General features: G+C 67.6%; 28 protein-coding genes and 1 pseudogene. 13 read left to right on the top strand and 16 right to left on the bottom strand.

The genetic code is table 11. The features are described 5' to 3' along the window. Window positions 1-117: pseudogene (locus HWX22_RS23260) on the bottom strand (IS5/IS1182 family transposase); the annotation flags it as partial. A 152-nt stretch (window positions 118-269) separates the two neighbouring features. On the opposite strand from HWX22_RS23260, the gene HWX22_RS23255 reads away from it, so the two are divergent. Beyond that, entirely contained in the window at window positions 270-1,307 is a 1,038-nt protein-coding gene (locus tag HWX22_RS23255; RefSeq protein ID WP_175909917.1) for an aldo/keto reductase, read from the top strand. 60 nt (window positions 1,308-1,367) lie between these two features. On the opposite strand, the gene HWX22_RS23250 is transcribed toward HWX22_RS23255, so the two are convergent. Next, window positions 1,368-2,846, bottom strand: a complete 1,479-nt coding sequence (locus tag HWX22_RS23250) for a PLP-dependent aminotransferase family protein (protein WP_175909829.1) — start codon at window positions 2,844-2,846, stop codon at window positions 1,368-1,370. 131 nt (window positions 2,847-2,977) lie between these two features. Between HWX22_RS23250 and HWX22_RS23245 the strand changes: the two genes are divergently transcribed. Further along, the gene (locus tag HWX22_RS23245; protein ID WP_175916479.1) at window positions 2,978-3,454 is read left to right on the top strand and encodes a GNAT family N-acetyltransferase; all 477 of its coding nucleotides are present in this window, start codon (window positions 2,978-2,980) and stop codon (window positions 3,452-3,454) included. Window positions 3,455-3,485: 31 nt separating this feature from the next. Here the strand turns inward: HWX22_RS23245 and HWX22_RS23240 are convergent, their stop codons facing one another. Further along, window positions 3,486-4,211 (bottom strand): methyltransferase domain-containing protein, encoded by a 726-nt coding sequence (locus HWX22_RS23240; RefSeq protein ID WP_059533662.1) that lies wholly within the window; start codon window positions 4,209-4,211, stop codon window positions 3,486-3,488. A gap of 216 nt (window positions 4,212-4,427) precedes the next feature. On the opposite strand from HWX22_RS23240, the gene HWX22_RS23235 reads away from it, so the two are divergent. Next, entirely contained in the window at window positions 4,428-5,441 is a 1,014-nt protein-coding gene (locus tag HWX22_RS23235) for a hypothetical protein (protein WP_175916478.1), read from the top strand. Window positions 5,442-5,670: 229 nt separating this feature from the next. Continuing rightward, window positions 5,671-6,480, top strand: coding sequence for a TlpA disulfide reductase family protein (locus HWX22_RS23230; protein WP_175909823.1), 810 nt, complete (start codon window positions 5,671-5,673; stop codon window positions 6,478-6,480). Window positions 6,481-6,594: 114 nt separating this feature from the next. Here HWX22_RS23230 and HWX22_RS32045 read toward each other — a convergent pair whose 3' ends face one another. Continuing rightward, on the bottom strand, window positions 6,595-7,329 hold the full coding sequence (locus HWX22_RS32045; RefSeq protein ID WP_244135271.1) for a hypothetical protein: 735 nt from the start codon (window positions 7,327-7,329) through the stop codon (window positions 6,595-6,597). A gap of 123 nt (window positions 7,330-7,452) precedes the next feature. On the opposite strand from HWX22_RS32045, the gene HWX22_RS23220 reads away from it, so the two are divergent. The 8 genes from HWX22_RS23220 (at window position 7,453) to dbpA (ending at window position 15,511) form a co-directional block, all read left to right on the top strand. Beyond that, window positions 7,453-7,842, top strand: a complete 390-nt coding sequence (locus HWX22_RS23220; protein ID WP_057926312.1) for a fucose-binding lectin II — start codon at window positions 7,453-7,455, stop codon at window positions 7,840-7,842. Between the two features lie 124 nt (window positions 7,843-7,966). Next, window positions 7,967-8,806 carry a fucose-binding lectin II gene (locus HWX22_RS23215; protein WP_175916477.1) on the top strand — a complete coding sequence of 280 codons (840 nt, stop codon included), beginning with the start codon at window positions 7,967-7,969 and terminating at the stop codon, window positions 8,804-8,806. Window positions 8,807-8,998: 192 nt separating this feature from the next. Continuing rightward, entirely contained in the window at window positions 8,999-9,733 is a 735-nt protein-coding gene (locus HWX22_RS23210) for a fucose-binding lectin II (protein ID WP_175909821.1), read from the top strand. A gap of 368 nt (window positions 9,734-10,101) precedes the next feature. After that, window positions 10,102-10,977, top strand: a complete 876-nt coding sequence (locus tag HWX22_RS23205) for a mechanosensitive ion channel family protein (protein WP_175916476.1) — start codon at window positions 10,102-10,104, stop codon at window positions 10,975-10,977. A gap of 125 nt (window positions 10,978-11,102) precedes the next feature. Next, entirely contained in the window at window positions 11,103-11,414 is a 312-nt protein-coding gene (locus HWX22_RS23200; protein WP_175916475.1) for a hypothetical protein, read from the top strand. A 503-nt stretch (window positions 11,415-11,917) separates the two neighbouring features. Then, the gene (mqo, locus tag HWX22_RS23195; protein WP_175909817.1) at window positions 11,918-13,576 is read left to right on the top strand and encodes a malate dehydrogenase (quinone); all 1,659 of its coding nucleotides are present in this window, start codon (window positions 11,918-11,920) and stop codon (window positions 13,574-13,576) included. Between the two features lie 338 nt (window positions 13,577-13,914). Further along, window positions 13,915-14,112, top strand: coding sequence for a hypothetical protein (locus tag HWX22_RS23190; RefSeq protein ID WP_059818388.1), 198 nt, complete (start codon window positions 13,915-13,917; stop codon window positions 14,110-14,112). A 1-nt stretch (window position 14,113) separates the two neighbouring features. Next, window positions 14,114-15,511 carry an ATP-dependent RNA helicase DbpA gene (gene dbpA, locus HWX22_RS23185; protein ID WP_175909815.1) on the top strand — a complete coding sequence of 466 codons (1,398 nt, stop codon included), beginning with the start codon at window positions 14,114-14,116 and terminating at the stop codon, window positions 15,509-15,511. 29 nt (window positions 15,512-15,540) lie between these two features. On the opposite strand, the gene HWX22_RS23180 is transcribed toward dbpA, so the two are convergent. Beyond that, window positions 15,541-16,425, bottom strand: coding sequence for a LysR substrate-binding domain-containing protein (locus HWX22_RS23180; RefSeq protein ID WP_175909813.1), 885 nt, complete (start codon window positions 16,423-16,425; stop codon window positions 15,541-15,543). A 121-nt stretch (window positions 16,426-16,546) separates the two neighbouring features. On the opposite strand from HWX22_RS23180, the gene hndA reads away from it, so the two are divergent. Then, window positions 16,547-17,497 carry a 2-hydroxy-1-naphthoic acid nonoxidative decarboxylase gene (hndA, locus tag HWX22_RS23175; RefSeq protein WP_175909812.1) on the top strand — a complete coding sequence of 317 codons (951 nt, stop codon included), beginning with the start codon at window positions 16,547-16,549 and terminating at the stop codon, window positions 17,495-17,497. Between the two features lie 80 nt (window positions 17,498-17,577). Here hndA and HWX22_RS23170 read toward each other — a convergent pair whose 3' ends face one another. From HWX22_RS23170 to HWX22_RS23120, 11 genes are all read right to left on the bottom strand, one after another. Beyond that, entirely contained in the window at window positions 17,578-18,480 is a 903-nt protein-coding gene (locus HWX22_RS23170; RefSeq protein WP_175909810.1) for a transporter, read from the bottom strand. 67 nt (window positions 18,481-18,547) lie between these two features. Then, window positions 18,548-19,369: an alpha/beta fold hydrolase gene (locus HWX22_RS23165; protein ID WP_175909808.1), complete on the bottom strand. Its 822-nt coding sequence runs from the start codon at window positions 19,367-19,369 to the stop codon at window positions 18,548-18,550. A 35-nt stretch (window positions 19,370-19,404) separates the two neighbouring features. Next, the gene (locus HWX22_RS23160; RefSeq protein ID WP_257130074.1) at window positions 19,405-19,599 is read right to left on the bottom strand and encodes a 2-hydroxymuconate tautomerase; all 195 of its coding nucleotides are present in this window, start codon (window positions 19,597-19,599) and stop codon (window positions 19,405-19,407) included. A gap of 24 nt (window positions 19,600-19,623) precedes the next feature. Beyond that, window positions 19,624-20,412, bottom strand: coding sequence for a 2-oxo-3-hexenedioate decarboxylase (gene dmpH / locus HWX22_RS23155; protein WP_175909806.1), 789 nt, complete (start codon window positions 20,410-20,412; stop codon window positions 19,624-19,626). After that, a complete protein-coding gene (dmpG, locus tag HWX22_RS23150; RefSeq protein ID WP_175909804.1) occupies window positions 20,409-21,455 on the bottom strand; it encodes a 4-hydroxy-2-oxovalerate aldolase in 1,047 nt (348 codons plus the stop codon). Before dmpG ends, dmpH begins: the two co-directional genes overlap by 4 nt. Before the next feature lie 44 nt (window positions 21,456-21,499). Beyond that, window positions 21,500-22,420, bottom strand: a complete 921-nt coding sequence (locus HWX22_RS23145) for an acetaldehyde dehydrogenase (acetylating) (RefSeq protein ID WP_059818364.1) — start codon at window positions 22,418-22,420, stop codon at window positions 21,500-21,502. Between the two features lie 41 nt (window positions 22,421-22,461). Next, window positions 22,462-23,244, bottom strand: a complete 783-nt coding sequence (gene dmpE / locus HWX22_RS23140; protein ID WP_175909802.1) for a 2-oxopent-4-enoate hydratase — start codon at window positions 23,242-23,244, stop codon at window positions 22,462-22,464. 28 nt (window positions 23,245-23,272) lie between these two features. Then, window positions 23,273-24,784 (bottom strand): 2-hydroxymuconic semialdehyde dehydrogenase, encoded by a 1,512-nt coding sequence (locus tag HWX22_RS23135; protein ID WP_175909800.1) that lies wholly within the window; start codon window positions 24,782-24,784, stop codon window positions 23,273-23,275. 60 nt (window positions 24,785-24,844) lie between these two features. Next, window positions 24,845-25,294, bottom strand: coding sequence for a heme-binding protein (locus HWX22_RS23130; protein WP_175909798.1), 450 nt, complete (start codon window positions 25,292-25,294; stop codon window positions 24,845-24,847). Between the two features lie 20 nt (window positions 25,295-25,314). Next, complete coding sequence (locus HWX22_RS23125; protein ID WP_059692557.1) at window positions 25,315-26,259, bottom strand: catechol 2,3-dioxygenase; 945 nt, start codon at window positions 26,257-26,259, stop codon at window positions 25,315-25,317. A gap of 25 nt (window positions 26,260-26,284) precedes the next feature. Then, a complete protein-coding gene (locus tag HWX22_RS23120) occupies window positions 26,285-26,641 on the bottom strand; it encodes a 2Fe-2S iron-sulfur cluster-binding protein (protein ID WP_175916474.1) in 357 nt (118 codons plus the stop codon).

The raw sequence follows: 26,641 nt of genomic DNA, 5'->3' as shown, positions 1-26,641 counted from the left end.
CGTCAGCAATCGCGACCACGGCACGAGCTTCTCCATCTCTTCCAGGAAACGCTGGCGCCGAGTCATGCGCTTCTTGCCCGTGCTTTCCGCTTCCGCAAAGCTCATTTGCCGTTTCATCGTCGTGGACCCGTTCCGTGAACTATCTTCTACAACGTCCTCGGCTGCGTCAGCGATGACCACAGAGCCGGATAAATCAGTGTTTCCCTAGAGTGAGCGCTACCTTTCCGGCGCATTCACGCGTCGGCCTCGACGACAAGAGGGCACACGACATGGAATACCGCACGCTCGGCCGCTCCGGCCTCAAGATTCCCGTGCTGAGCTTCGGCGCAGGCACGTTCGGCGGCACCGGCCCGTTGTTCGGCGCATGGGGCAACACGGGCGTCGACGAAGCGCGCCGCCTGGTCGACATCTGCCTCGAAGCCGGCGTCAACCTGTTCGACACGGCCGACGTGTATTCGGACGGCGCATCCGAGCGCGTGCTCGGCGCCGCGATCCACGGACGGCGCGACCAGGTGCTCATCTCGACCAAGACGGGCCTGCCGACCGGCGACGGCCCGAACGACGCAGGCACGTCGCGCCCGCGGCTGATCCGCGCGGTCGACGACGCGCTGCGCCGCCTCGATACCGACTACATCGACCTGCTGCAGCTTCACGCGTTCGACGCGGCCACGCCGGTCGAGGAAGTGTTGTCGACGCTGGACGACCTGGTGCGCGCGGGCAAGCTGCGCTATATCGGCGTGTCGAATTTCGCGGGCTGGCAGATCATGAAGTCGCTCGCTGCGGCCGACCGGCACGGCTGGTCGCGCTACGTCGCGAACCAGGTCTACTACTCGCTCGTCGGCCGCGACTACGAGTGGGACCTGATGCCGCTGGGCGCCGACCAGGGCCTCGGCGCGCTGGTGTGGAGCCCGCTCGGCTGGGGCCGGCTCACGGGCAAGATCCGCCGCGATGCGCCGCTGCCCGAACGCAGCCGCCTGCACGATACGGCCGGCTTCGGCCCGCCGGTCGACGACGAACGACTGTACGACGTGGTCGATGCGCTCGACGCGATCGCCGAGGAAACCGGCAAGACCGTGACGCAGATCGCGCTGAACTGGCTGCTGCAGCGCCCGACCGTGTCGTCGGTGATCGTCGGCGCGCGCAACGAGGAACAGTTGCGCCAGAACCTCGGCGCGGTCGGCTGGTCGCTGACCGACGCGCAGATCGCGAAGCTCGATGCGGCGAGTGCGGTCGAAGCGCCGTATCCGTACTTCCCGTATCGCCGGCAGGACGCGTTCGCGCGACTCAACCCGCCGATGTGCGGCTGAGCGGACCAACGGGCAGGCACGCGCCGACGCAACGGCGGACCGGCGCGACGGACGTCAGTCTCACCGCCCGGCCAGCGCGCGGTCGATCATCTCGCCGATCCGCCGCGCGAGCGCGTCCATCCGTTCAGCCGGCACGCCGCCGTAGCCGAGCACGAGCCCGTTGTAGCCATGCGCGGTGCCCGGCAGGCAGAACGACGACAGCGGCCGCAGGATCAGCCCGTGCGCCTGCGCGACGCGGCTCAACTCAGTGTCGGCCACCGGCACGTCGAGCCGCGCGGACAGATGCATGCCGCCCGCGCCGCCCGACACCGTCAGCCGCGTGCTCAATCGCCGCACCAGCGCGTCGTGCAGCGCATCGCGCCGCTCGGCATACACGCGGCGCATGCGCCGCAGGTGGCGCGTGAAATGCCCGGCCTCGATGAAATCCGCGAGCGCGCGCTGCTCGACCGCGCGACCCTGCAACATCAGCGCGCCCGCCGCGTCGCGCAGCGGCTGCGCGAGCGCGGGCGGCACCACCATGAAGCCGAGCCGCAACGCCGGAAACATCACCTTGCTGAACGTGCCGAGATAGATCACTGGCGCATCGTCGGCGAGCCCCTGCACGGCCGCGTGCGGCGTGCCGTGGTGGCGAAACTCGCTGTCGTAGTCGTCCTCGACGATCCATGCGCCGGCCGCGCGCGCCTGCGCGACGAGCGCGAGCCGCCGTTCGAGGCTCATCACCGCGCCGAGCGGATACTGGTGCGACGGCGTGATGTAGACGAGCTTCGGCGGACGATCGCGCCAGTCGTCCGGATGCGGCGCCAGCCCCTGCGCATCGACGCCGATCGGCTCGACGCGCAGGTCGGCCGCGAGAAACGCGTTGCGCGCGCCGTGGTAGCCCGGGTTCTCGATCCAGGCGACATCGCCCGCGTCCGCCAGCGCGCGGGCGCACAGGTCGAGCGCGCCCTGCGTGCCGTCGGTGACGATCACCTGCGCCGCGTCGCAGCGCACGCCGCGCGACGCGCGCAGATAACCGGCGATCGCGTCGCGCAACACTGAATCGCCCTCCGCCGATTGATAGCCGAGCTGCGCCGGCCCCGCCGCGCGCCATGCGCGTTCGATGCAGCGCCGCCACTGCGCGAGCGGGAATTCGTCGACGGCCGGCACGCCCGGCATGAACGGCAGCGATTCGTCGAGGCCGCTCGTCGCGCGCTCCGCCTGCACGACGCGCCGCGACAACATCGCCGCATCGCCGGCGGGCGCCGCGGCGGCGATCCGCGACCCGCGCAAACCCATCCGGGCGACCACCGTGCCCTGCCGCGTGCCGGTCACGAACCCTTCCGACGCGAGCCGCTCGTACGCGTACAGCACCGAGTTGCGCGCGATGCCGAGTTCGTCGGCCAGCGTGCGCGAGGCGGCAAGCCGCGCGCCTTCGGCGATCCGGCCGCTCAGGATCGCGTCGCGCAGGCACGCGTACAGCCGCTGCTGCTGCGACATCCGCGTGACCGCGTGCGGCCCCGCCTCGCGCTCGAAGGTCGACAGCAGCACCGCGTAATCCATCGTGGCTCCAGAATGTGGGAATGTCATGGGTCTACACATGGTGCCACGAACTTTCTATCGTGGATGTCTGTTCTAGTTTCCGGCCGCGCCGGCAACGCTTCAATTCACCCATCCTCAAAAGGTTCGCGACCATGAACGCTACCGACACCGGCCTGACCGTACGCCCTGTGCGGGAAGACGATTTCGACAACTGGCTGCCGCTGTGGGACGGCTACAACCGCTTCTACGGCCGCTTCGGCGACACCGCGCTGCCGAGCGAGATCACGCAGCTCACGTGGTCGCGCTTCTTCGATGGCTACGAGCCCGTGCATGCGCGCGTTGCGGAACGCGACGGCCGGCTCGTCGGGTTCGTGCATTTCCTGTATCACCGCAGCACGACGCTGATCGGGCCGACCTGCTATCTGCAGGATCTTTTCACGCTCGAGAGCGAACGCGGCAAGGGCGTGGGCCGCGCGTTGATCGAAGCCGTGTACGACGCCGCGCAGGCGCAACGCGCCGAACGCGTGTACTGGCAGACGCATGAGACGAATCACACGGCGATGCGGCTCTACGACACCGTCGCGGAAAAAACCGGATTCGTGATCTACCGGAAGGTTTTGCCGCGCTGAGCGCGCCGAGCGCGCCGCCGCGGCGGTGGCTTCACGCCAGCGGCCGCGCCTTGATCCACAGGAACAGCGGCACGCGCGACCACTGCTTCAGCGTGTCCGTATCGGCGCGGTCGGGCGGGGGCTCGCGCAGCGACACGATCGCGAAGCCGGCCGCCTCCAGCGCATCCATGTAAGCCTGAAGCGGCAGCGACCAGCCCGCGAAATGCATCGACAGCCCGTCGCGCGTTTCCACGCCTTCGAAATGCTCGCTGCCGAAATACGTGCCTTCGAGCACGAACGGCGCGTCGGGCTGCGGCCCCGCGAAACGGCCGCGATCGCGGAATGGATGCACGAGCGACACGAACAGCAGCCCGCCCGGCTTCAGCACGCGGCGCGCCTCGCGCAATGCGGCCGCCATGTCGTCGAGATCCATCAGCACGTTGTACGCCATCACGACATCGAAGCTTGCCGGATCGAATGGCAGCGATGCCGCATCGGCGAGTGCGTAGCGGTGCGCGGAATCCGCGCGACGGGCGGCGTCGAGCATCGCGGGCACCGCGTCGCTTGCGGTCACGTCGTAGCCGAGCGCCTTCAGCTCGCGGCTCACGCGGCCCTCGCCGCAGCCGATTTCCAGTGCGTGGCCGCTGCCGCGGCCGAGGTAAGCCGCCAACCCCTCGCGATACTTCCAGAACGCATCGTGGCCCGGCCTGCCGGCCCAGTCGATCCATTGGTCGGCGACGTGCGTCCAGTGTTCCGTAATGGCTTTCGTGTCGGTCATGTGCGCTCCCGATCGGTGTGCGTCGTGCTGGCCCAGGATGCGCATGGTAAGCCGAAGCGTCGGTGCGCGTGAGCGCGTTGCGCGAGTGGGGGCCGCGGCGGCCGGTTTCCGTTTCCGGCGGCGGCGTTCTACAGTTACGAGAGACGACATGCGGCGGCGCCCACGTTCACGTTCGGTTCGCGTCCGTCGATACGCACCCGATTCCGAGGAATGTCCATGCCGAGTATCGTCGCCGGTCCCGCCCATCTTCCGCCGAGCCCAGTCGCCGCCGAAACGCGCATGGTGCACGACGTCGCCACGCTGCGGCCGTCGGACTATCGTTCGGCCGACGGCGCAGCGTGGGTCATCGCCACCCTCACGCCGGCCCCGGACAGCGGCGAAAACGTGACCGGCACGACCTACTTCGATACCGCGAAACAGCAAACCGTCGCGGTGCCCGACGCGCGCCGGCGTTATGCGAACCGCGGCACCTGGCAGGTCGTCGCGAGTTCGAGCCCGTCGGTACCCGCCACCGGCCGCTACGACTGGCTGACGCTCGCGTGGCTGCCGATCAACCAGCGACCGCTGCCGCAAACGCCCGAGCATCTGTATTCGCCGTTCATTCACGGCGGCACGATCGTTTATCGCTGGAATCCGGCCGCACAAGGCGGCGAGCAGTTCGGCAACGTGCGGATGATCTTTCCGGAGTGGCGGCAGCAGGTGGCGGACGTGCTGCGCGCCGCGTCCGGCGACGACGCGCAAGCGGCGGCGGCCGCGTCCGCATCGGCGCTCGATCGCGTGAAGCAGGACGGCAACCCGATGGCCGCCGTGCTCGACTTCGGCGCCGCGCTGCATGAGGAACCGGCCGACCGGATCGCCGCACGCCTGCCGGCATTGCTGCGCGCGAACGACCTGCACGAAGTGTCGGCGATCGTGTTCCAGTGCATCGCCGCATCGCGCGAAGCGGACCGGTCGCGCTTCGTCGAAGCGATCAGCGGGTCGATCTTCTCGATCGACGACAGCGCGCGCCTGCTCGCGATCGCCTACGGCGCATTCGCGGCCGGCAGGGCGAAGCCGCGTCCGTTCAGCGATGCCGCGCAGGCCGCGCGTATCAACGACGTGTTCGCGGCATTGAAGCAGCGGACGTCGGCACTCGGCGTGCCGGTCGGTCAGGGTTCGCCGTGGTACGAGTTCTTCACCGCGTATCGGCTCGGCGGCGCGTCGCCCAGCTCCGGCGGAAACAGGCAGTAATTACCGGTGCTGCGCGATCGTCAGTCGACCTGACGCTTCGAGACGCTTCAACGAAAACGACGTCATCCTGAATGCTGGTACCCGGCATGCAATCCGCGCGCGCAGGGCGATGCATGTCGCGAGCTCGCAACGGGAACCCGCATGCGTCACGCAGGGTCGAAACGCCACATGACCGGCAACGGTGTCGCCTTCACCGGTCGATCCACGATCCCCGCACTTTTTTCTTCCCATGTTGAGCATCGGTCCCTTCTCGATCCGCGTCGTCGCGGTAGCCGCCGCCGCGCTGCTGGCGTGGCTCGTCGCCCGCTTCATCCAGCGCCGCCCGCCCGACGGCCAGCACAAGACCGCGTCGAGCCTGATCCTCGACGTGCTGCTGCTCGGGCTGGTCGCCGCGCGCATCGGCTATGTCGCGCAATGGTGGCGCGAATATGCAGCGGCGCCACGGTCCATCATCGCGCTCGGCGACGGTGGCTTCGACTGGCGCATTGGTATCGCCGTCGCGCTGGTGTTCGCCGTGTGGCGGCTGCGTCGCCTGCCCGCGCTGCGCCGCCCGGTGGCAGCCGGCATCGTCGCGGGTCTCGCCGCATGGGGTATCGCGCAAGGCACGCTCGCGACGCTGCAGCGCACCGCGCCGCCGTTCGCCGCAATGCAGCTCGAAGCGCTCGACTCGACGCCCGTGCTGCCGCAACGCTTTGCCGGCAAGCCGGTCGTCGTGAACCTGTGGGCAACGTGGTGCGCGCCTTGCCGGCGCGAGATGCCAATCCTCGAACAGGCGCAGCGCGAACATCCCGGCATCGCGGTGCTGATGCTCAATCAGGGGGAGAACGCGCAGGCGGTGCGCGCGTTCCTCGAACAGCAGGGGCTGCGCTTCGACAACGTGCTGCTCGATCCGCCGTTGCGTGCGATGCATGCGTACGGGTCGCGCGGGCTGCCCACGACGCTGTTCTTCGATGCGAAGGGCGAACTCGTCGAATCGCACATGGGCGAGATCACCGCCGCGCGGTTGAAGGACGCCGTGGCGCAGCGCTTCGGTCAGTGATCCCGTTGGCCGCCTGCGCGCGGCCATGCTCGATCGTCGATGGCGCGCGCGTTCCCGCTGCCGCGGCTGACGCGCCCCACGACATGCCGACACGTCGACAACCGCCCGCCACGCTTACGGCCTCGACAGCACCATCACGCGCCCCGACACACGCTGAAGCTTCAACCACCCCGTGTCGGCCGTGAACCGAAGCTGCTGCAACGGAAAATCGAATCCCGCCCGCTGCGCGGCGCTGACCACCGCGTCGGCGATCCAGCGGATCAGTTCCTTTCCTTCGTCGGTCGTCTGGTGACCGTTCTGGACGCCGTAGAAATAGCGATTCCCTGCGTTGACTTCGTTTTGCAGCTGCATCCAGTGCCCCGGGAGGCCCGGCAGGGTTCTGAACAGATCGGCCACGCGCTGCGTCGTCAGGCCGCGCGCCCACAACGCGCCATTCACCGCTGGCCGCGCCAGGTTGTGACGGTCTGCCTCCTGAGCCTGCCCCTTGATCTCGCCTTTCAGAATATCGGGTTTCGTCATCGCACTGTCCTCGTGAGGGCCCGGCAACGGGCCAATTGAATAAAAGCCGCCGAATATGGAGCGCGCGCGCTCCGTGCACGATACCTCTAATCTCGAAATTAATCGCCTGTCAGGTGTATCAGGCGAGCGCATCGCAACATAGATGGAATAAATCAGCTCGTTCCGACGAGCGCCGAAGCCCTGATCCTCCCGCCATTCCCCTCCGCGCACCCATTCATTATTCAAAAAAGCGTGACGCGCAGCGAAATCATTTCGCGGATATTCAGACCCACATTCGATTAAACACTCATCATTAAATCGAACTGTTTCGATCTCCGATTTTCTGGACAATTTCCATTCCCGGTCGAATATTTTTTTATTTATTTTTCGCCATGCTGGCCGCGTCGCGTTTTAAACGGCAAACGTTTGCGCGACGCACAAAACGCCTTATCCACCGACCTTCAGGAGGCAAGCATGGCCGACTCTCAAACGTCCTCGAATCGCGCCGGCGAATTTTCGATTCCGCCGAACACCGACTTCCGCGCGATTTTCTTCGCGAATGCCGCCGAGCAGCAGCACATCAAGCTGTTCATCGGCGACAGCAAGGAGCCCGCCGCCTATCACAAGCTGACCACGCGCGACGGCCCGCGCGAAGCCACGCTGAATTCCGGCAACGGCAAACTCCGCTTCGAAGTGACGGTGAACGGCAAGACGTCGGCCACCGATGCCCGCCTCGCGCCGATCAACGGCAAGAAATCGGACGGCTCGCCGTTCACGGTCAACTTCGGAATCGTCGTGTCGGAAGACGGTCACGACAGCGACTACAACGACGGCATCGTCGTGCTGCAATGGCCGATCGGCTGACCTGACGCGCGATCGACGACCGTCCCTTGCCGGCCCGCCGTCGTGGGCCCGGCAAGCGGTCGCCCCATGAAGCGGACCTCCCGCACCACCCCATTCGAAAACCGCGTTACCACCGGAGACTTCCATGCCGCTCCTTTCGGCTTCGATCAACGGCGCACCCGTCGTCACATCCGAGACCTATGTCGACATCCCCGGCCTGCATATCGACATCGCCAAGGCAGAGATTCGCGACGGGAAACTGCAGGTCATCCTCAACGTGCCGACGCCATACGCGACCGGCAACAACTTCCCCGGCATTTATTTCGCGATCGCGACCGATAAAGGTGTCGTCGCGGACGGCTGCTTCACCTATTCGTCGAAAGTGCCCGAAAGCACCGGGCGCATGCCATTCACGCTCGTCGCGACGATCGATGCCGGAAGCGGCGTCACGTTCGTAAAAGGCCAGTGGAAAAGCGTGCGCGGCAGTGCAATGCACATCGATTCGTACGCGAGCATCTCCGCGATCGGCGACTCGGCTGCGCAATCATCGTCGCAAGGCAGCGGGAATCAAGGTGCGGAAACCGGCGGCGGCGGCAGCACGGGAACGGGCGGCACCGGCAATATCGGCGGCGGCGGCGAGCGCGACGGCACGTTCAATCTGCCGCCGAACATCAAGTTCGGCGTGACCGCGCTCACGAACACGGCGAATGACCAGACGATCGACATCTACATCGACGACAACCCGAAACCGGCCGCCACGTTCAAGGGCGCGGGCGTGCAGGACCAGAACCTCGGCACGAAAGTGCTCGATTCCGGCAAGGGCCGCGTGCGCGTGATCGTGACGGCGAACGGCAAGCCGTCGCGGATCGGTTCGCGACAGGTCGATCTCTTCAAGAAATCGTACTTCGGCATCGTCGGCTCGGAAGACGGCACCGACGACGACTACAACGACGGGATCGTGTTCCTGAACTGGCCGCTGGGCTGAACCCGGCACTTCGCGGCGCGGCAGGGTGCGCGCCGCTGTCGGACGCGCAATGGCGACGGTGCCAACCGCACATTGCGAATCGACTCATTCGAGCAGTCACTTGCAGTCTCGCACTGTGCTCCGTGCACGACGACGGCGAGATCCGCTCGCCGGCCGCGTCACGCAAGACTAATCCATCAAGACGAGGACGACATGACCCAACCCTTTACCCACGACGACCTGTATGCGCTTCTGCAGCTCGCCGGCAACGACGCAACCGCCGTACAGGCGAACGGCGACCAGGCGGTGCTCGACCGGATGCGTCAGTTCATGACCGCGCAGCTCGTGGAAAAGCTGCCGCAATACGACGTGTTCGTCGACATCGCGACCATCCCGTACAGCTTCGACGTCGGCAGCTGGCAGAACAAGGTGAAGGCCGATGCGGCGGGCCAGGTGATCGCGTGCACGGTGACGTGGGCCGGCGCGCCCGGTGTCCTGCCCGGCGCGGCGGCGAAGTTCGGTGTCGGCGCGGTGGTCAATTACTTCTCGAAGGCGACGCCGCAGCCCGCGCAGCCGGAGCCGACGACGACCGGCGGCGGTGAGCGCGACGGCATCTTCAACCTGCCGCCGAACATCGCGTTCGGCGTGACGGCGCTGGTCAATTCGTCCGCACAGCAGACGATCGAAGTCTATGTCGACGACAACCCGAAACCGGCCGCGACGTTCCAGGGCGCCGGCACGCAGGACGCGAACCTGAACACGCAGATCGTGAACTCAGGCAAGGGGAAGGTGCGCGTGGTCGTGACGGCGAACGGCAAGCCGTCGAAGATCGGCTCGCGTCAGGTCGACATCTTCAAGAAGACCTACTTCGGGCTGGTCGGCTCGGAAGACGGCACGGACGGCGACTACAACGACGGCATCGCGATCCTGAACTGGCCGCTGGGCTAAGCAGCTCGATCCTGTCGATCTTCGCCACGCCGCCCGGCGTGGCGATCCGCATCGACGCCGCCCGCCGGCGCGGGGCGGCACGGCCGCATGCGCCGCGTGCGGCCGGCATCGCGAACCGGGTGTCCGCGAGCGGCGCGCGGGCGGGGTCGCAGCACGGGCATCCGACGTGCCCGTTTCCGCGGAAAACCACACCGCCGCAACGCGCTGGCCGCGAAACCGGAATTCGCGTGCCGTCACCCATGCGTCCGCGCGAAAACCCGCATGGCGTGTACAGTCGAGGGCTGCCGACGCGCGAGCGCATGCCTGTCCGACATTGACGGTCGCCGGCATCCGTCGCGCGCCTTCCGCCCTCAACCCGGAATCCCGTCATGTTTCTCGATCATCTTCATCCGGAACGCTGGACGTTCCTGTGGAACGCGCTGTCCACACTCTCGCTCAGGCTCTGCGCCGCCCTCGCGCTGCTCGTCGCGGGCTGGTGGCTGTCGAAACGCATCGGCAACTGGCTGAACCGGCTGCTCGCGAACAAGGAGCGCGTCGACGACACGCTGCGGCCGATCCTCTGCGACGTCGCCGTGTGGGGCATCCGCATCGTCGCGATCGTCGGCGCGCTGTCGCAGCTCGGCATCGAAACCGCGAGCGTCGTCGCGGTGCTCGGCGCGGCCGGCCTCGCGATCGGGCTCGCGCTGCAGGGCACGATGCAGAACATCGCGGCCGGCATCATGCTGTTGCTGCTGCGGCCGTTCAAGGTGGGCGACTTCATCGACGGCGGCTCGAGCGTCGCGGGAACGGTGGACGAGGTCGGCCTCTTCATGACGCGGCTGACGAAGCCGGACGGCATCTGCGAATACGTGCCGAACAGCGCGCTGTGGGGCAGCGCGATCCGCAACTACACGCGCAACCCGACGCGGCGCCTCGATCTGGAAGTGGAAGTGTCCGTGCACGACGACATCGATCGTGCACTCGACGCACTTCGCGCGCTGGCGGAAGCCGATCCCGACGTCCTCCAGGATCCCGCACCGGACGTGATGGTGATGCGTTTCGACGACAGCACGGCGATCGCGAACGTGCGCGTGTGGACGCACCCCGACACGTTCTGGGCGATGCGCTGGCGCCTCGCGCGTCAGGTGCGCAAGACGCTTGCCGACGCGGACTGCGCACTGCCGATCCGCACGCGCGAGCTGCACATCGTGCACGACGCCGAACAGCAGCGCCGGGCCGACCCGCGCCGCGTGCAGGCGTCGTGACGCGCATCGCGCCGCGCGACGTCAAGTTCTCGTCGCGCGTGCCGGTGCCGAATGCGTGATCGAATCGTTCAAGCGCCCGTCCGCGGGCATCCGCCGTCGAACTTCATCCCATGGAGCGCTACCGTATGAAGCATTGCATTTCTTCCGCGTCGCTTGCCGCCATGATCGCCTGCGCGCTTGCATTGGGCGCGTGCGCGACTCAGCCGGCTTCCCCTCTCCCGCCCGATGTCGCCGGGCAGGACACGCAAACCGCCCAGGCCGCGCCGCCGATCGTCGGCGGCGATCGCGATGCGCATGGCTGCATCGGCTCGGCCGGCTACGCATGGTGCGAACGCACGCAGCAATGCGAGCGTCCGTGGGAACTCGCGAAGGCGCAAGGCTTCGCGAATTCGGCGCAGGCGTACGAACAGTTTTGCCGGAGCGTTTCGTCGAAGTGATGCCGTGACCGGAACCGGATCGCGGTGCAACGCCGCGGTCCGGATGAAGTATCGATATCGCGCGCGTCGCGACCGTTCCGACCCCGCCGTTCTTCCCGTTCCGCGCACCGTCGTTCCGGAAACCCGGACACGCAAAAAACCCCACGAAAACAAGGATATTCCGCGCGTGCGACACGGCAATCGAGTTCGGTTATATTACGCGCCCCTTGCCATCCCGCCCCCGCGAAACGCATTGCGCGCGGCCTCTTTCGACGCGGCCTGAAGCGCCGTCCGGCGAGGCCTGCGGCACGGGCCCGCGCGCGCCCGGCACGACCGCGAAGCATGCGATTGCGTGACGTCATGAAGTCGATCCGAAGGTGTCCTTCGCAACGGCTTCGCGTGCGCAAGTGCAACGGCGAACGCGGCCGGTCCGGAATTCCGGATTCGCGGTCCGGATCTCCGGATGCGCGGGCCGAACGCGAATCCGCATCGGCCGGGCGGCATGGCAAACCGATGCATCCAAGTTGAAAAAGGGATCTGCTGTGATCAAAACGTTACGGGTAATACTATCGGCGCTCGCGCTGTGCGTCGCGTCGTCCGCGCATGCCGCCGATACGAAGAAGGTCGACGTCCTGCTGGTGGGCGGCGGCATCATGAGCTCGACGCTCGGCGTGTGGCTGCACGAGCTTCAGCCCGACTGGTCGATGACGATGGTCGAACGCCTCGACGGCGTCGCGCTGGAAAGCTCGAACGGCTGGAACAACGCGGGCACCGGCCACTCGGCGCTCGCGGAACTGAACTACACGCCGGAGAAGGCGGACGGCAGGATCGACATCTCGAAGGCAATCGAGATCAACGAGTCGTTCCAGATCTCGCGCCAGTTCTGGGCCTGGCAAGTCAGGCAGGGCGTGCTGAAGAATCCGCACTCGTTCATCAACTCGACGCCGCACATGAGCTTCGTGTGGGGCGACGACAACGTCCGCTTCCTGAAGAAGCGCTACGACGCGCTGCAGGCGAGCCCGCTGTTCCGCGGGATGCAGTATTCGGAAGACCACGACCAGATCAAGCAGTGGGTGCCGCTGATGATGGAAGGCCGCGACCGCAACCAGAAGGTCGCGGCGACGTGGACGCCGATCGGCACCGACGTGAACTTCGGCGAGATCACGCGCCAGTTCGTCGGCTACCTGAAGACGCAGCCGAACTTCACGCTGTCGCTGTCGAGCGAAGTGCGCGAGATCTCGCGCAACGCGGACGGCACGTGGCACGTGTCGTGGGTGAAGCTGCATTCGGATGAACCGCCGCAGGCCGTCGACGCGAAATTCGTGTTCATCGGCGCGGGCGGCGGTGCGCTGCACCTGCTGCAGGCGTCGGGCATCCCCGAGGCGAAGGATTACGGCGCGTTCCCGGTCGGCGGGTCGTTCCTCGTGACCGACAACCCCGAGGTCGTGAAGCGCCACCTCGCGAAGGCGTACGGCAAGGCGTCGGTCGGCTCGCCGCCGATGTCGGTGCCGCACCTCGACACGCGCATCATCGACGGCAAGAAGATCATCCTGTTCGGGCCGTTCGCGACGTTCTCGACCAAGTTCCTGAAGAACGGCTCGTACTTCGACCTCGCGAAAAGCACCAATCTGCACAACGTCGCGCCGATGATGCGCGTGGGCGTCGACGAATTTCCGCTCGTCCAGTACCTCGCCGGCCAGCTGATGCTGTCCGACGACGACCGCTTCAACGCGCTGAAGGAATATTTCCCGGACGCGAAGAAGGAAGACTGGCGCCTGTGGCAAGCCGGCCAGCGCGTGCAGATCATCAAGCGCGACCCGAAGAAGGGCGGCGTGCTGAAGCTCGGCACCGAGATCGTCAGCTCGCAGGACGGCAGCATCGCGGGCCTGCTCGGCGCATCGCCGGGCGCGTCGACGGCCGCGCCGATCATGCTGAACCTGATGCAGAAGGTGTTCAAGGACAAGGTCTCGACGCCCGAATGGCAGCAGAAGATCCGCCAGATCGTGCCGAGCTACGGCACGAAGCTGAACGACAGCCCGGCGAAGGTCGTCGAGGAATGGACCTACACGAGCGACGTGCTGCAGCTCTCGCCGCCGCCGAAGATCGACCTGACGGCGCCGTCGCAGGCGACGGGCACCGCCCCGGCACGCCCCGCGAAGGCATCGGCGGACATGGCGCTGTAACGCGTCCGGCCCCGTTTCGCCGCGTACGGCCGCCCTTCGGGGCGGCCGTTTTTCATGGCGGATGCGGGCGGCACCGCTCCCATCCGTCGGCGGCGCCCTCACCGGCCGCGCATCGACGCTCGTCCGCCGCCGGTCCGCGCATCGTGTCGCCCACTGCCGGCCCCCCGCATCCGCTAGAATTGCGGGCACGCGCGACGCCGTCGCCACCCGATCCACCATCCGCATCGACGCGGTCCACGCGACCGCCGGTGCGGCCCGCGCCCGAGCCGCGCGAGCGCCGCACGCCGTTGCCGCGCCCGCCGGGCGCGCCATCAACCGAATTCAGCTGGAGAAAGACCGTGTTTACCTGCCGAAACCAGAGCTGCGGCACGCAGTGGGAGACGTCCGACGTCGTCATCAAGGACGAAGGCCAGGGGCTGCTGTTCCGCTGCCCGCTGTGCGGCGCGCGCAACTATGTCGAACGCTTCGAGGACGAGGAAGGGAACGTCCTCTACGAACAGATGGAAGGCCGCCCTTACCTCGGAGATCTCTCCTGACATGACCCAATCGACCGCCACGCCGTTCAGCGCGCTGACGCTGACGCCCGCCATGCTCGCGAACCTCGCGCAGCTCGGCTATGTCGACATGACGCCGATCCAGGCCGCGAGCCTGCCGATCGCGCTGGCCGGCCAGGACCTGATCGCGCAGGCGAAGACGGGCAGCGGCAAGACCGCCGCGTTCTCGCTCGCGCTGCTGGCGCGCCTCGACGCGCGCCGCTTCGACGTGCAGGCAATGATCCTGTGCCCGACGCGCGAGCTCGCCGACCAGGTCGCGCAGGAAGTGCGCCGCCTCGCGCGCGCCGAGGAAAACGTGAAGGTGCTGACGCTGTGCGGCGGCACGCCGATGCGGCCGCAGGCGCAGAGCCTCGAGCACGGCGCGCATATCGTCGTGGGCACGCCGGGCCGCATCATGGATCACCTCGACCGCGGCAACCTGAAGCTCGACGCGCTGAACACGCTCGTGCTCGACGAAGCCGACCGGATGCTCGACATGGGCTTCTTCGACGACATCGCGAAGGTCGCGCGGATGTGCCCGACGACGCGCCAGACGCTGCTGTTCTCGGCGACCTATCCGGACGGCATCGCGAAGCTGAGCCAGCAGTTCCTGCGTAATCCGAAGGAAGTGAAGCTCGAAGAGCGCCACGACAATAGCAAGATCCGCCAGCGCTTCTACGAAGTGACGGAAACCGAGCGGCTGCACGCGGTCGGCCAGTTGCTGAACCACTACCGGCCGGTGAGCACGATCGCGTTCTGCAACACCAAGCAGCAATGCCGCGACCTGCTCGACGTGCTGCACGCGCAGGGCTTCCACGCGCTCGCGCTGCACGGCGAGCTCGAACAGCGCGAACGCGACCAGGTGCTGATCCAGTTCGCGAACCGCAGTTGCTCGGTGCTGGTCGCGACCGACGTCGCCGCGCGCGGGCTCGACATCGCGCAGCTGGAGGCGGTGATCAACGTCGACGTGACGCCCGATCCCGAAGTGCACGTGCACCGCATCGGCCGCACTGGCCGCGCGGACCAGGAAGGCTGGGCGCTGAGCCTTGCCAGCATGGACGAGATGGGCCGCGTCGGCGCGATCGAGCAGGCGCAGAAGCGCGACGTCGAATGGCATCCGCTCGCGGAACTGAAGCCGGCCGGCAACGACACGCTGCTGCCGCCGATGGAAACGCTGCAGATTCTCGGCGGCCGCAAGGACAAGATCCGCCCGGGCGACGTGCTCGGCGCGCTGACCGGCGACGCGGGGTTCGACGGCAAGCAGATCGGCAAGATCAACGTGACCGAGTTCTCGACCTATGTCGCGATCGAGCGCGGCGTCGCGCGCGACGCGCTGCGCAAGCTCAATGCGGGGAAGATCAAGGGCAAGCGGGTCAAGGTCCGGTTGATGGACGAGGAATGACGCGGTGATGCCGGCGCGGGCCGCGGCGCTTACGCGGCGCGCCCGCCCAGCATCGCCAGATACTGCCGTACCGCTCCCCATTCCCCGCCGATCCGGCTCAGCGCGACGAGTTCGGAGCCCGGCACGTCGCCCGCGAGTTTCCGGTACACGATGTTCGGCGCCGCGATCCGGCTGAGCGGCGCCGGCACCAGCGCCACGCCGAGGCCGGCCCCCGTCAACGCCAGCACGGACAGCGTGCTGCTCACCTTGTGCGCGATGCGCGGCGCCCGGCCGAGCACCCGCCGCAGGATCGCCAGCTGCCCTTCGTCGTCGCCGTCGGCCGCATAGAAAATGAACGGCTCGTCCGCCAGCGCCGCGACGCTCACCGCGCGCCGCTTCGCGAGCGCATGCCGGTCGCTCATCATCACGTCCCACGCCCAGCTGCCGACCGTCCGCACGGCCAGTTTCGGATCGAACGCCGCGCCGAAGGCCGGGCAATAGCCGATGTCGAGCCGGCCCGCCAGGATCGCGTCCTGCTGCGCGGCCGGCGCCATTTCGTGCAGGTCGAGCGTCACCTCCGGCCATGCCGCGTGAAACGCGATCAGATCGTCGGACAGCCGCCCCGTCGCGACCGCATTGCCGACGAAGCCGATCCGCACCACGCCCGTCTCGCCGCGTGCGGCACGCTGCACCACCGTCTTCGCGCGCTCGGCCTGCTCGAGCGTGTGCCGCGCTTCGGCGACGAGCAACCGACCCGCGTCGGTCAGCAGCACCTTGCGGGTGGTGCGCTCGAACAGCGTGGCGCCCAGCTCCTCCTCGAGCGCGCGGATCTGCGCACTCAACGCAGGCTGCACGATATGCAGCCGTTCCGCCGCCCGGCCGAAATGCCCTTCTTCGGCAACCGCGAGAAAGTAGCGCAAATGGCGAAGGTCCATGACGTCGATTGATCACTCGTAACGATTAATCTCGAAATTTAATCTATTGGAATGAAAAATCAACCGCGCGCATCCTGATCGACATCCGCTGCATCGCAGCGCACGCCCAGGGAGCCCGATCATGTCCGACCGCAACCGCATCGATGTTCACCAGCATGTCGTCCCGCCGTTCTGGGCCGACGCCCTGCCCGCCCACGGCGGCGACCCGTCCGGTTGGGGCAGCCCCACCTGGAGCCCCGAAGCCGCGCTCGCGTTCATGGATTCGCTGGAGATCCGCACAGGCGTGCTGTCGCTGACGGCGCCCGGCGTGCAGGGCTGGAACGGCCAGGCGAAACGCGACATGGCGCGTCAGGTCAACGAATACGTGGCCGGCCTCGTCGCGAAATGGCCGACCCGCTTCGGCAACTTCGCGACGCTGCCGCTGCCCGACGTCGACGGCGCGCTCGCCGAAATCGACCACGCATTCGACACGCTGAACGCCGACGGCGTCGTGCTGCTCAGCAACTACGGCGGCGTCTACCTCGGCGATGCGGCATTCGAAGCCGTCTGGGCCGCACTCGATCGCCGTCACGCGGTGGTGTTCATTCATCCGGCCAAGCCCGCGATCGACGTCCTGGCCGGCATGCCCGGCCCGCTGCTCGACTATCCGTTCGATACGACGCGCACCGCGCTGCAGCTCGTGCTCAACGGCGTGGTCGCGCGCTACCCGAACGTGCGCATCATCCTGTCGCACGCCGGCGGCTTCCTGCCGTACACGGCATACCGCTTTGCCGAACTCGCGCCGGGCGTGCGCGACGACGTGCCGGATCGCGACGGGCTACTCGACCTGCTGCGCACGTTCTACTTCGACACCGCGCTGTCGTCGCCGTCCGCGCTGCCGAGCCTCATGGCGTTCGCGAGGCCCGCTCACATCCTCTACGGCAGCGATTTCCCGTATGCGCCGCCGTCCGTCAGCACGTCGTTCGCCGCCGCGCAGGACGCGTATGCCCCGCTGGACGCCGACGGCCACGCCGCGATCAACCGTGCGAACGCGCTGCCGCTGTTCCCGCGCCTCGCCGCGCTCGCGCGGTAACGCACGACGACATGCAGCGTGACGCCCCGCAATGGCGGCGTCACGCGCTCGCTCGGCCCGCGGCCATCCGCGCCGCGCCGTCAGAACGGAATAACAGCCTTAGCCCACACGGCCTCGCCGGCCGGCCGGTTGCGCACGAAGAACTCCTTCACGACGCGCGCCTCCACGCTGATCTTGCCGAACTGGTAACGGAAGCCGGGCCCGATCGCGAACGTCTGCCCGCGAAAGCCGTCGCCCGCGACCGGCTGCCCGTTCTGCATGTCGTCGGTGGTCTGCTTGACGAAGTATCCCGACAGCCCGACACGGGCCTTCGGCGTGACCGCGTAGCTCGCCGAGTAATCGATGTGGAACAGGTTCCCCGAGTGGTAATGGGTATCGTTGTTCGGCGCGTTGAAGCTGTAGGTCATCTTCGCGGACACCTCGATCTTGTCGTTCGGCAACCACGACACGCCGAACACCGGCCGCGCGGTGTAATAGTTTTTCCCGGTGTTCAGCGCCGCGTGGGCATCGTACTGTCCTGTCGGAAACACGAACTCGATCGCCGCGACGGTGCGCAGCGCACCCGATCCCCATGCGATCAGCGCGGGGCTAACGATCAGGTCGCCGAGATTGGTGCGGTCGAACGACGCGCCGCCCGCGTCCAGCGCCAGGTGCTCCATCGGCAGCACCGCATATGCGCCGTAGCGCCCGCCGAGCACCGACAGGTTCGACATCCAGACGACGCGCGGAATCAGCACGTCGGCGTCGAGCTTGAAACCCGGCACCGAGCCGTTGCCGTGCGAATCGTTGAAGCGCGATGCATGGTAATGCGTGTAATACAACAGCCCGTACAACCCAGCCGGCGGCAGCGCGCCGGCGAAGAACGCCTCCGCGCCCTCTCCGATCGTGTCGCTGCCGCCTTCCGTCGCCGATGCGCCGGTGCTCAGCACCATGCCCGCACACGCGGCGAGCGAGACCAGTCCGAATGCAGTTTTTCGTTTCATCGATGTCTCCGATATTCGTTCTACTGAATTGATTTTTTATGGTCGTCCTGCACGCCGCCTTCGCCGGCTACTCGCCAAAGTGCTCGATCACGAGCCGGTTGAAGCGTGCCGCATGCTCGATCTGCGTCCAGTGTCCGCAGCGCCCGAACACGTGCAGTTGCGCGTTCGGCAGCAGTTCCAGCAGCCTCATCGAACTGTCGAGCGGAATCACGCGATCCTCGCGACCATGCACGATCAGCGTTTCGTGCGGCAGCGCGCGCAGTTTCGCCTCGTCGCTCGCGAGCGCATCGACCCAGCGCTGGCGCGGCGCCGGAAACATGTTCGCGAACGCCTCCTGGTAACCGGGCCGCACGCTCGCGTCGTAGCGCAGCTTCGCGAGTTCGTCGTTCACCAGCGTGCGATCGAACGCGAAGATGTCCAGCAGGCCGCGCATGTTCGCGATCGACGGCGTATAGCCCCACACGGCATCGAGCCCCTCCGTCAGCGTGAAGCGCGTGCCCGCCGCGCCCATCAGCACGAGGCGGCCGACCCGGTCGGGCGCACGGATCGCCAGCGCAAGCGCGAGCGCGCCGCCGAACGAATTGCCGATCACGTGCGCGCGCTCGACGCGAAGCGCATCGAGCAGGCCGAGTGCGTGGTCGACCCAGTGGTCCATCGAATACGCGTAATCGCGCGGCCGCTCGGTTTCGCCGAATCCGGCCATGTCCGGCGCGATCACGCGAAACTGCTCGGCGAGCGCGGGCATCGTGAGCCGCCAGTTCGCGTAGGCCGTGACGCCCGGCCCCGAGCCGTGGATCAGCAGCACGGGCGGCCCGTCGCCGAGGTCGTGATAGTTGGTGTCGAGGCCGCTCGCGACGATCCGGCGGCCCAGTTCGGGATTGGTTGACATGACGCTCCTCCAGTCGATTTCGATGGCGCGGCGCGTCAGCGGCCGCGCTTTTTCGCGCTCTGCCCGCCGATCCCGAAGTGCGCCTTCGGCATCTCGGTGATGATCACGCGCACCGATTCGAGCGGTGCGTCGAGCGAGCGATGGATGGCTTCGGTGACTTCGGCGATCAGGCGTTCCTTCTTGTCGTCGTCGCGGCCTTCCAGGATGTACAGATGCGCTATCGGCACGATGGCCTCCCTTTGCGTTCGAAACGTTCAGATGAATCGCAGGCCCACCGACCCGATGTCCTGCACGCGCAGCGTCACGTTGTCGCCGGCCGCGACGGCCACCGCCTCCGTGATACCGCCCGACAGGATCAGGCTGCCCGCCGGAATCGATTCGCCGCGCGCGCCGAGGTGGTTCGCGAGCATCGCGATCGCGGCGGCCGGGTGCCCGAGCACGGCCGCGCCGGCGCCGAACGCGACCGGCAAGCCGTTCTTCTCGAGCACGATGCCGAGCGTGCGCAGGTCGACGCCGTGCACGGCCAGCGGCCTGCCGCCCGCGACGAAGCGCGCGGCCGACGTGTTGTCGGCCACCACGCTCTTCAGGTCGAACTTGAAGTCGCGGTAGCGGCTGTCGATCACCTCGATCCCGGCGACGACGAAGTCCGTCGCGGCGAGCACCGCGCCGACATGGCAGCCCGGCCCCTTCAGCTCGGCCTTCGTCACGAATGCGATCTCGGGCTCCACCTTCGGATGAATCAGCGCGGACGTATCGCACTCGCCGCCGTCGGGCAGGTCGTAGACGTCGGTCAGGAATCCGAACACGGGCGTGTCCACGCCCATTTGCCGCATCTTCGCGTGCGACGTCAGGCCGGCCTTGTAGCCGACGATCCGCGCGCCACGCGCAAGCTGCCGGCGGCGAATCGCATCCTGCACCGCGTATGCGTCGTCCCAGTCCATCTCCGGATGACGGTCGGTGATCTTCGGCGTGTCGCGCGCCTCGCGCATGCAGTCGTCGAGATGCGCGGCCAGCGACTCGATCGTGTCGGTCGTGAGATTCATGCGGCCTCCCGCTTCGTTTGTGCCGCGCGCGCCTTCGCGAGCGTCAGCGCGGTGTCCTCGATCATGTCTTCCTGCCCGCCAACCATGCCGCGCCGGCCGAGCTCGACGAGGATGTCGCGCGCCGGAATCCCGTACTTCTCGCCCGCGCGCTTCGCGAACAGCAGGAACGAGCCGTACACGCCGGCATAGCCGAGCGTCAGCGCGTCGCGGTCGATGCGGATCGGGAAATCCATCATCGGCACGACGAGATCCTCGGCGACGTCCTGGATCTTCCACACGTCGACGCCGGTCTCAATACCCATCCGCTCGCAGACGGCGACGAACACTTCGAGCGGCGTGTTGCCCGCGCCGGCGCCGAGCCCGGCCGCCGCGCCGTCGATCCGGTTCACTCCGGCCTCGATCGCGGCGATCGAGTTCGCGACGCCCATCGCGAGGTTGTGGTGACCATGGAAGCCCAGTTCCGTCTCAGGCTTCAGCGCGTCGCGCACCGCGGCGAGGCGCGCCTTCACGTCGTCGGGCAGCATGTAGCCGGCCGAATCGGTGATGTAGATGCAGTTCGCGCCGTACGACTCCATCAGCTTCGCCTGCTTCACCAGCCCGTCGGGGCTGTTCATGTGGCTCATCATCAGGAAGCCGACGGTATCCATGTCGAGCTTGCGCGCCATCGCGATGTGCTGCTCGGACACGTCCGCCTCGGTGCAGTGCGTCGCGACGCGGATCGTATGCACGCCGAGCGCGTGCGCTTCCTTCAGGTGGTCGACGGTGCCGATGCCCGGCAGCAGCAGCGCCGACACCTTCGCGCGCTTCAGCAGCGGGATCACCGCGCCGAGGTATTCCGCGTCGGTATGCGCGGGAAAGCCGTAGTTGAACGACGAGCCGCCGAGGCCGTCGCCGTGCGTGACTTCGATCAGCGGCACGCCGGCCGCGTCGAGCCCGCTCGCGATCGAGCGCATCTGGTCGAGCGTCATCTGGTGACGCTTCGGGTGCATGCCGTCACGCAGCGTCATGTCGTGGACGGTGATTCGTTTGCCTTTGAGATTCATTTCCGTTCCTTGTCGTCCGGTCGTGGAAGTCGCGTTGGCGGGCGTCAGGCCGCCTCGGCGGCCGATGCCAGCGTGAGGCGCCCGGCCAGCAGTTCCTCGGCGAACATCTCGGCGGTGCGCGCGGCGGCGGCCGTCATGATGTCGAGGTTGCCCGCGTATTTCGGCAGGTAGTCGCCGAGGCCTTCGACCTCGAGATAGACCGACACGCGGTTGCCGTCGAACACCGGCCCGTTGACGAGCCGGTAGCCGGGCACGTAGCGCTGCACGTCGGCGATCATCGCGTGCACCGATTCGACGATGCGCGCTTCGTCGGGCGCGCTTTCCGTCAAGCAGTGCACGGTGTCGCGCATGATGAGCGGCGGGTCGGCCGGGTTGATCACGATGATCGCCTTGCCTTGTTTCGCGCCGCCGACCTGCGCGACGGCCGCGGCCGTCGTACGCGTGAACTCGTCGATGTTCTTGCGGGTGCCGGGGCCGACCGAACGCGACGACACGGTCGCGACGATCTCGCCGTACGCGACCGGCTGCACGCGGGAGATCGCGCGCACCATCGGAATCGTCGCCTGGCCGCCGCACGTGACCATGTTCACGTTCATCTCGCCGGAGCCGATGTGATCCTTCAGGTTGACGGGCGGCACGCAGTACGGGCCGATCGCGGCCGGCGTCAGGTCGATCATCAGCACGCCGAGCGCGTTCAGCTTGCGGCTGTTTTCCGCATGGACGTATGCGCTCGTCGCGTCGAACGCGATTTGCACGCCGTCCGCCCGCACATGCGGCAGCAGGCCGTCGACGCCGTCGGCAGTGGTCTTGAGGCCGAGTTCGCGCGCGCGTTTCAGGCCATCGGAATCGGGATCGATGCCGACCATCCACACGGGTTCGAGCACGGGGCTGCGCATCAGTTTGGCGAGCAGGTCGGTGCCGATGTTGCCGGGACCGATCAGTGCGCAACGGATCTTTCGGGTCATGGGAAATTCCTCGTTTGCGTGGAAAGGGGAACGGGCGGCGCTCACGCGAACCGCACCGAACACGCGCCGATCCCGCCGATCGACACGCGGAAGTTGTCGCCGCGCCCGACCGGCGCCATCGCGGCGAGCGCGCCGGACAGGATCACTTCGCCGGCCTTCAGCGGAATGCCGAGGCGGCCGAGCGTGTTGGCGAGCCACGCGACCGCGTTCACCGGCGAGCCGAGCGCGGCCGCGCCGGCGCCGGTGCCGATCACGTCGCCGTTCTTCTCGAGCACCATTCCGCAGGTCGACAGATCGACGCTGCGCGTGCTCACCGCCCGGTCGCCGAGCACGAACACGCCGCATGACGCGTTGTCGGCGACCGTGTCGCCGATGCAGATCTTCCAGTCGCGGATGCGCGAGTCGACGATCTCGAAGCACGGCATCACGCATTCGGTCGCGGCGAGCACCATCGCGTTCGTCACGCCCGGGCCGAGCAGGTCCCGCTTCAGCACGAATGCGATCTCGCCTTCGGCCTTCGGCTGGATCAGCGTGTCGAGCGCGATGCACTCGCCCTCGCCGACCACCATGCCCGACAGCAGGTAGCCGAAGTCGGGCTGGTAGACGCCGAGCATGTCCATCACCGCCTTCGACGTGACGCCGATCTTCTTGCCGACGACGGTCTCGCCGGCGTCCAGGCGGCGCTGCACGAAGCGCTGCTGGATCCGGTACGCGTCGTCGACCGACAGGTCCTCGTGCTGCGACGTCAGCGGCGCGATGGGCTCGCGCGACGTCATCGCGTCGTATAGCCGGTCGCCCAGCGTGGTAATCAACGTGGAGTCCATAAGAGTTTTCCGGTCATGAACGGTTGGGTCAGAGCTTGATGCAGACGTTGCGAAGCTCCGTGTAGAACTCGAGCGAATGCACGCCGCCTTCGCGGCCGATGCCCGATTGCTTCGCGCCGCCGAACGCCGTACGCAGGTCGCGCAGGAACCACGAATTGACCCACGCGATGCCGACGTCGATCGACGCCGCGACGCGGTGCGCGCGCGACAGGTTGGTCGTCCAGATCGCGGTCGACAGCCCGTACGCATTCGCATTCGCGCGGCCGATCACCTCGGCTTCGGAATCGAACGGCATCACCAGCGTGCACGGCCCGAAGATCTCTTCGCGCGCGATCGGCGAATCGTCGCCGAGGCCGGTCCAGATCGTCGGCTGCACCCACGCGCCGTCGCGCAGATCCGCCGGCATGTCGGGCACGCCGCCGCCCGTCACGACCGTCGCGCCGAGTTCGGCCGCCTTGCGGTAATACGACAGCACCTTGTCGCGATGCTCCTGGCTGATCAGCGGGCCGAGGCCGGTCGACTCTGCTTCCGGACGGCCGGGCCGCAGCCGTTCGGCACCGGCCTTCAGCGCGGCGACGAAACGCTCGAACAGCGGACGCTCGACATACACGCGCTCGGTGCCGAGGCAAACCTGCCCCGCGTTCGCGAAGCACGAGCGCAACGTGCCCTCGACGGCCGCGTCGAAATCGCAATCGGCGAACACGATCGCCGCGTTCTTGCCGCCCATTTCGAGGCTGACGGGCCGCGCACCGTCGGCCGCCGCCTTCATGATGGCCGCGCCGGTGCGCGTCTCGCCGGTGAACGTGATCGCGTTCACGCCCGGATGCGTCGTCAGGAATTCGCCGGCCGAACCCGGCCCGAAGCCGTGCACGACGTTGTAGACGCCGCGCGGCACGCCCGCCGCGTTCATCACTTCGCCGAGCAGCGCGGCCGTCTGCGGCGTCTCCTCCGACGGCTTCACGACCACCGTGTTGCCGCAGGCGAGCGCGGGGCCGACCTTCCACGTCATCAGCAGCAGCGGCAGGTTCCACGGGCAGATCACGCCGACCACGCCGACCGGCCGACGGATCGCGTAGTTGAGCGCGCCCGCGCCGTCCGGCGTCGCCATCTCGAAGGTTTCGCCGGGCACGTTCTTCACCACGTCGGCGAACACCTTGAAGTTCGCGGCGCCGCGCGGGATGTCGATATGGCTGGCGAGGCTCACCGGCTTGCCGGTGTCGGCCACTTCCGCTTCGAGAAAATCGTCGAAGCGGCGCGTGATGCCGTCGGCCACCGCATACAGCAGTTCGACGCGCTGCGCGACCGTCAGGGCGCCCCACGGGCCGGCCAGCGCCGCGCGGGCGGCCTGTACCGCCGCGTCGACATCCGCGCGGCTCGCTTCGGCGACGCGCGCGATTACCGCGTTGTCGAGCGGCGAGCGCTTGTCGAACCAGCGTTCGCCCGCGCGATACTCGCCGTCGATGAAGTTGCGGACGAGCCGCGGGTCCGGCTGCCCGCCGGCGGGGCCGCGTGTCGCGGCGATGGGTTCGGTGTCGTACATGATGTGTGTGCCGATGATCGTGAATCCGTGGGTTCGTGAAGCGCGTTCGCGCGCCGAGCGTCATGGCCCGCCGAAGCCGGCCGCGTCGAGCCCCGCGTGCGCGCATTGCGCGTCCTGCGCCTCGCTGCCGCCCGATACGCCGATGCCGCCGATCAACGCGCCGTCATCGACGATCGGCAGCCCGCCGCCGAACGCGACGAAACGCGGCCGCAGCACGAGGCCCTGCCGCACCGCGTCGGAGTGCGACGCCAATGCGGCGTGCCACGCGCCGGTGGGCAGACCGAAGCTCGCGGCCGTGTACGCCTTGTCGATCGCGATGTCGATCGAATGCAGCGGCGCGCCGGGCATGCGCACGAATGCCGCGAGCAGCCCCGCCGCATCGACGACCGCGACGTTCACGCGCACGCCGAGCCGCTCGGCGGCCTCGGCCGCCGCCTGCGCCGCGCGTGCCGCGGCGGGCCAGTCGATCGTGCGCGTGTCGACGCTCCGGTTCGTGTCGTTTCGATCCATGACGCTGGACTCCTTGCGGCTCAGGTGTAGACGGTCGTGAACGCTTCGTTCAGCTCGCCGGAGTGGAAGAAGATCCCGCGTCCGAGTTCCTCCTCGGTCCACGTCGTGACCGGGCGGTCGGGTTGCGCGAGATAGCCGAGCCCCGCGAACGTCTCGTTGCGGTTGCCGCTCGGATCGAAGAAATAGATGGTGGTGCCGCGCGTGATGCCGTGCCGCGTCGGCGCGACGTCGATCTTCACCTTGTTCTTCGCCATCACGTCGGCCGACTTCAGCACGTCGGCCCAGTCGTCGAGGAAGAACGCGATGTGATGCAGGCCGTTGCTCGGGCCGCCGACGAACGCGATGTCGTGCGGCGTCGTGCTGCGGAACATCCACGTCGCGGCCTGGATCGTGTTGCCGGGGCCGACCATCACCTGTTCCGCCAGATGGAAGTCGAGACACTCGGCCATGAAGCGCGTGTTCTCCTCGACACGGTTCACGCCGGTTTCGGGATTCAGTTCGCACATCAGCAGGCAGTGGTCGAGCCAGTGCACGGCCGAGCCCGGAACGTCGTCGGGCCACGGATCGGGGTTCAGCGAGCCGACCGCGGTGCCCACCAATTCCTTCTTCGCGAACAGCCGCAGTTCGTGCCCGCTCGGCAACAGGAACCGCAATTGACGGCCAACGGCCGGCAGCGCGCCTTCAGGCAGCATTTCGGTCGCGATCCCGTATGCCTCGATACGCTGCTGCAGCGCGTCCAGGTCGGCGTCGTGCTCGACCTTGTACGCAGCGTGCTTGAGCCCTGCCTGGTCGGACGGCGACAGGATCAGCGAATACTTGTCCCATTCGTCCCAGCATTTCAGATAGACGTTGCCCGCCGCGTCGCGCATCGTCTCCTGCATGCCGAGCACGCGCACGTAATGACGCAGCGCCGCTTCCATGTCCATCACCTTCAGACTGACATGACCAATACGCATCACACCCATGATGTGTCTCCTCCTGGTTTCCTGGTTACTTGTCGATCGTCGGCGCGCCGGCACCGGCCACGCCGCAGAAGAACGGCTTTTTCAGCCGGCCGGCCACTTCGAGTTCGACGTCGCCGTCCGGCACCACACGGCACGCGAGCGCATAGCCGTCGTTCTCTTCTTCCGCGCTGACGTGCGCGCGGCTGACCGGCCCGAGCTTGCGCACCGCGCCGCGCAGCACGCGCACCTTGCACACGCCGCACCCGCCGTTCAGGCAGCCGACCGGAATGCCGCGCCGGCCGAGCTTCGCCATGCCGGCCAGCAACGACTCGCCGGACACGCACGCATAGCGCTCGTCGGTCTGCGCGATCCTGACCGTCCCGCATACGCGGCCCGCGTCCAT

The sequence above is a fragment of the Burkholderia sp. BCC1638 genome, assembly GCF_902833195.1.
Lineage (GTDB): Bacteria > Pseudomonadota > Gammaproteobacteria > Burkholderiales > Burkholderiaceae > Burkholderia > Burkholderia diffusa.
The sequence above is the reverse complement of the archived record's forward strand: the minus strand, read 5'-3'. Positions and strand labels throughout refer to the sequence as shown.

Coding starts and splice junctions, on each gene's coding strand:
- HWX22_RS23245 (WP_175916479.1), top strand. CDS start 2,978: ATGAACGCTACCGACACCGGCCTGACCGTACGCCCTGTGCGGGAAGAC.
- dbpA (WP_175909815.1), top strand. CDS start 14,114: ATGACCCAATCGACCGCCACGCCGTTCAGCGCGCTGACGCTGACGCCC.
- HWX22_RS23230 (WP_175909823.1), top strand. CDS start 5,671: ATGTTGAGCATCGGTCCCTTCTCGATCCGCGTCGTCGCGGTAGCCGCC.
- HWX22_RS23170 (WP_175909810.1), bottom strand. CDS start 18,480: ATGAAACGAAAAACTGCATTCGGACTGGTCTCGCTCGCCGCGTGTGCG.
- HWX22_RS23220 (WP_057926312.1), top strand. CDS start 7,453: ATGGCCGACTCTCAAACGTCCTCGAATCGCGCCGGCGAATTTTCGATT.
- HWX22_RS23240 (WP_059533662.1), bottom strand. CDS start 4,211: ATGACCGACACGAAAGCCATTACGGAACACTGGACGCACGTCGCCGAC.
- HWX22_RS23205 (WP_175916476.1), top strand. CDS start 10,102: ATGTTTCTCGATCATCTTCATCCGGAACGCTGGACGTTCCTGTGGAAC.
- dmpG (WP_175909804.1), bottom strand. CDS start 21,455: ATGAATCTCAAAGGCAAACGAATCACCGTCCACGACATGACGCTGCGT.
- HWX22_RS23130 (WP_175909798.1), bottom strand. CDS start 25,294: ATGGATCGAAACGACACGAACCGGAGCGTCGACACGCGCACGATCGAC.
- HWX22_RS23200 (WP_175916475.1), top strand. CDS start 11,103: ATGAAGCATTGCATTTCTTCCGCGTCGCTTGCCGCCATGATCGCCTGC.
- dmpE (WP_175909802.1), bottom strand. CDS start 23,244: ATGGACTCCACGTTGATTACCACGCTGGGCGACCGGCTATACGACGCG.
- dmpH (WP_175909806.1), bottom strand. CDS start 20,412: ATGAATCTCACGACCGACACGATCGAGTCGCTGGCCGCGCATCTCGAC.
- HWX22_RS23235 (WP_175916478.1), top strand. CDS start 4,428: ATGCCGAGTATCGTCGCCGGTCCCGCCCATCTTCCGCCGAGCCCAGTC.
- HWX22_RS23215 (WP_175916477.1), top strand. CDS start 7,967: ATGCCGCTCCTTTCGGCTTCGATCAACGGCGCACCCGTCGTCACATCC.
- HWX22_RS23125 (WP_059692557.1), bottom strand. CDS start 26,259: ATGGGTGTGATGCGTATTGGTCATGTCAGTCTGAAGGTGATGGACATG.
- HWX22_RS23135 (WP_175909800.1), bottom strand. CDS start 24,784: ATGTACGACACCGAACCCATCGCCGCGACACGCGGCCCCGCCGGCGGG.
- HWX22_RS23165 (WP_175909808.1), bottom strand. CDS start 19,369: ATGTCAACCAATCCCGAACTGGGCCGCCGGATCGTCGCGAGCGGCCTC.
- HWX22_RS23210 (WP_175909821.1), top strand. CDS start 8,999: ATGACCCAACCCTTTACCCACGACGACCTGTATGCGCTTCTGCAGCTC.
- HWX22_RS23120 (WP_175916474.1), bottom strand. CDS start 26,641: ATGGACGCGGGCCGCGTATGCGGGACGGTCAGGATCGCGCAGACCGAC.
- HWX22_RS23255 (WP_175909917.1), top strand. CDS start 270: ATGGAATACCGCACGCTCGGCCGCTCCGGCCTCAAGATTCCCGTGCTG.
- hndA (WP_175909812.1), top strand. CDS start 16,547: ATGTCCGACCGCAACCGCATCGATGTTCACCAGCATGTCGTCCCGCCG.
- HWX22_RS23250 (WP_175909829.1), bottom strand. CDS start 2,846: ATGGATTACGCGGTGCTGCTGTCGACCTTCGAGCGCGAGGCGGGGCCG.
- HWX22_RS23145 (WP_059818364.1), bottom strand. CDS start 22,420: ATGACCCGAAAGATCCGTTGCGCACTGATCGGTCCCGGCAACATCGGC.
- HWX22_RS23180 (WP_175909813.1), bottom strand. CDS start 16,425: ATGGACCTTCGCCATTTGCGCTACTTTCTCGCGGTTGCCGAAGAAGGG.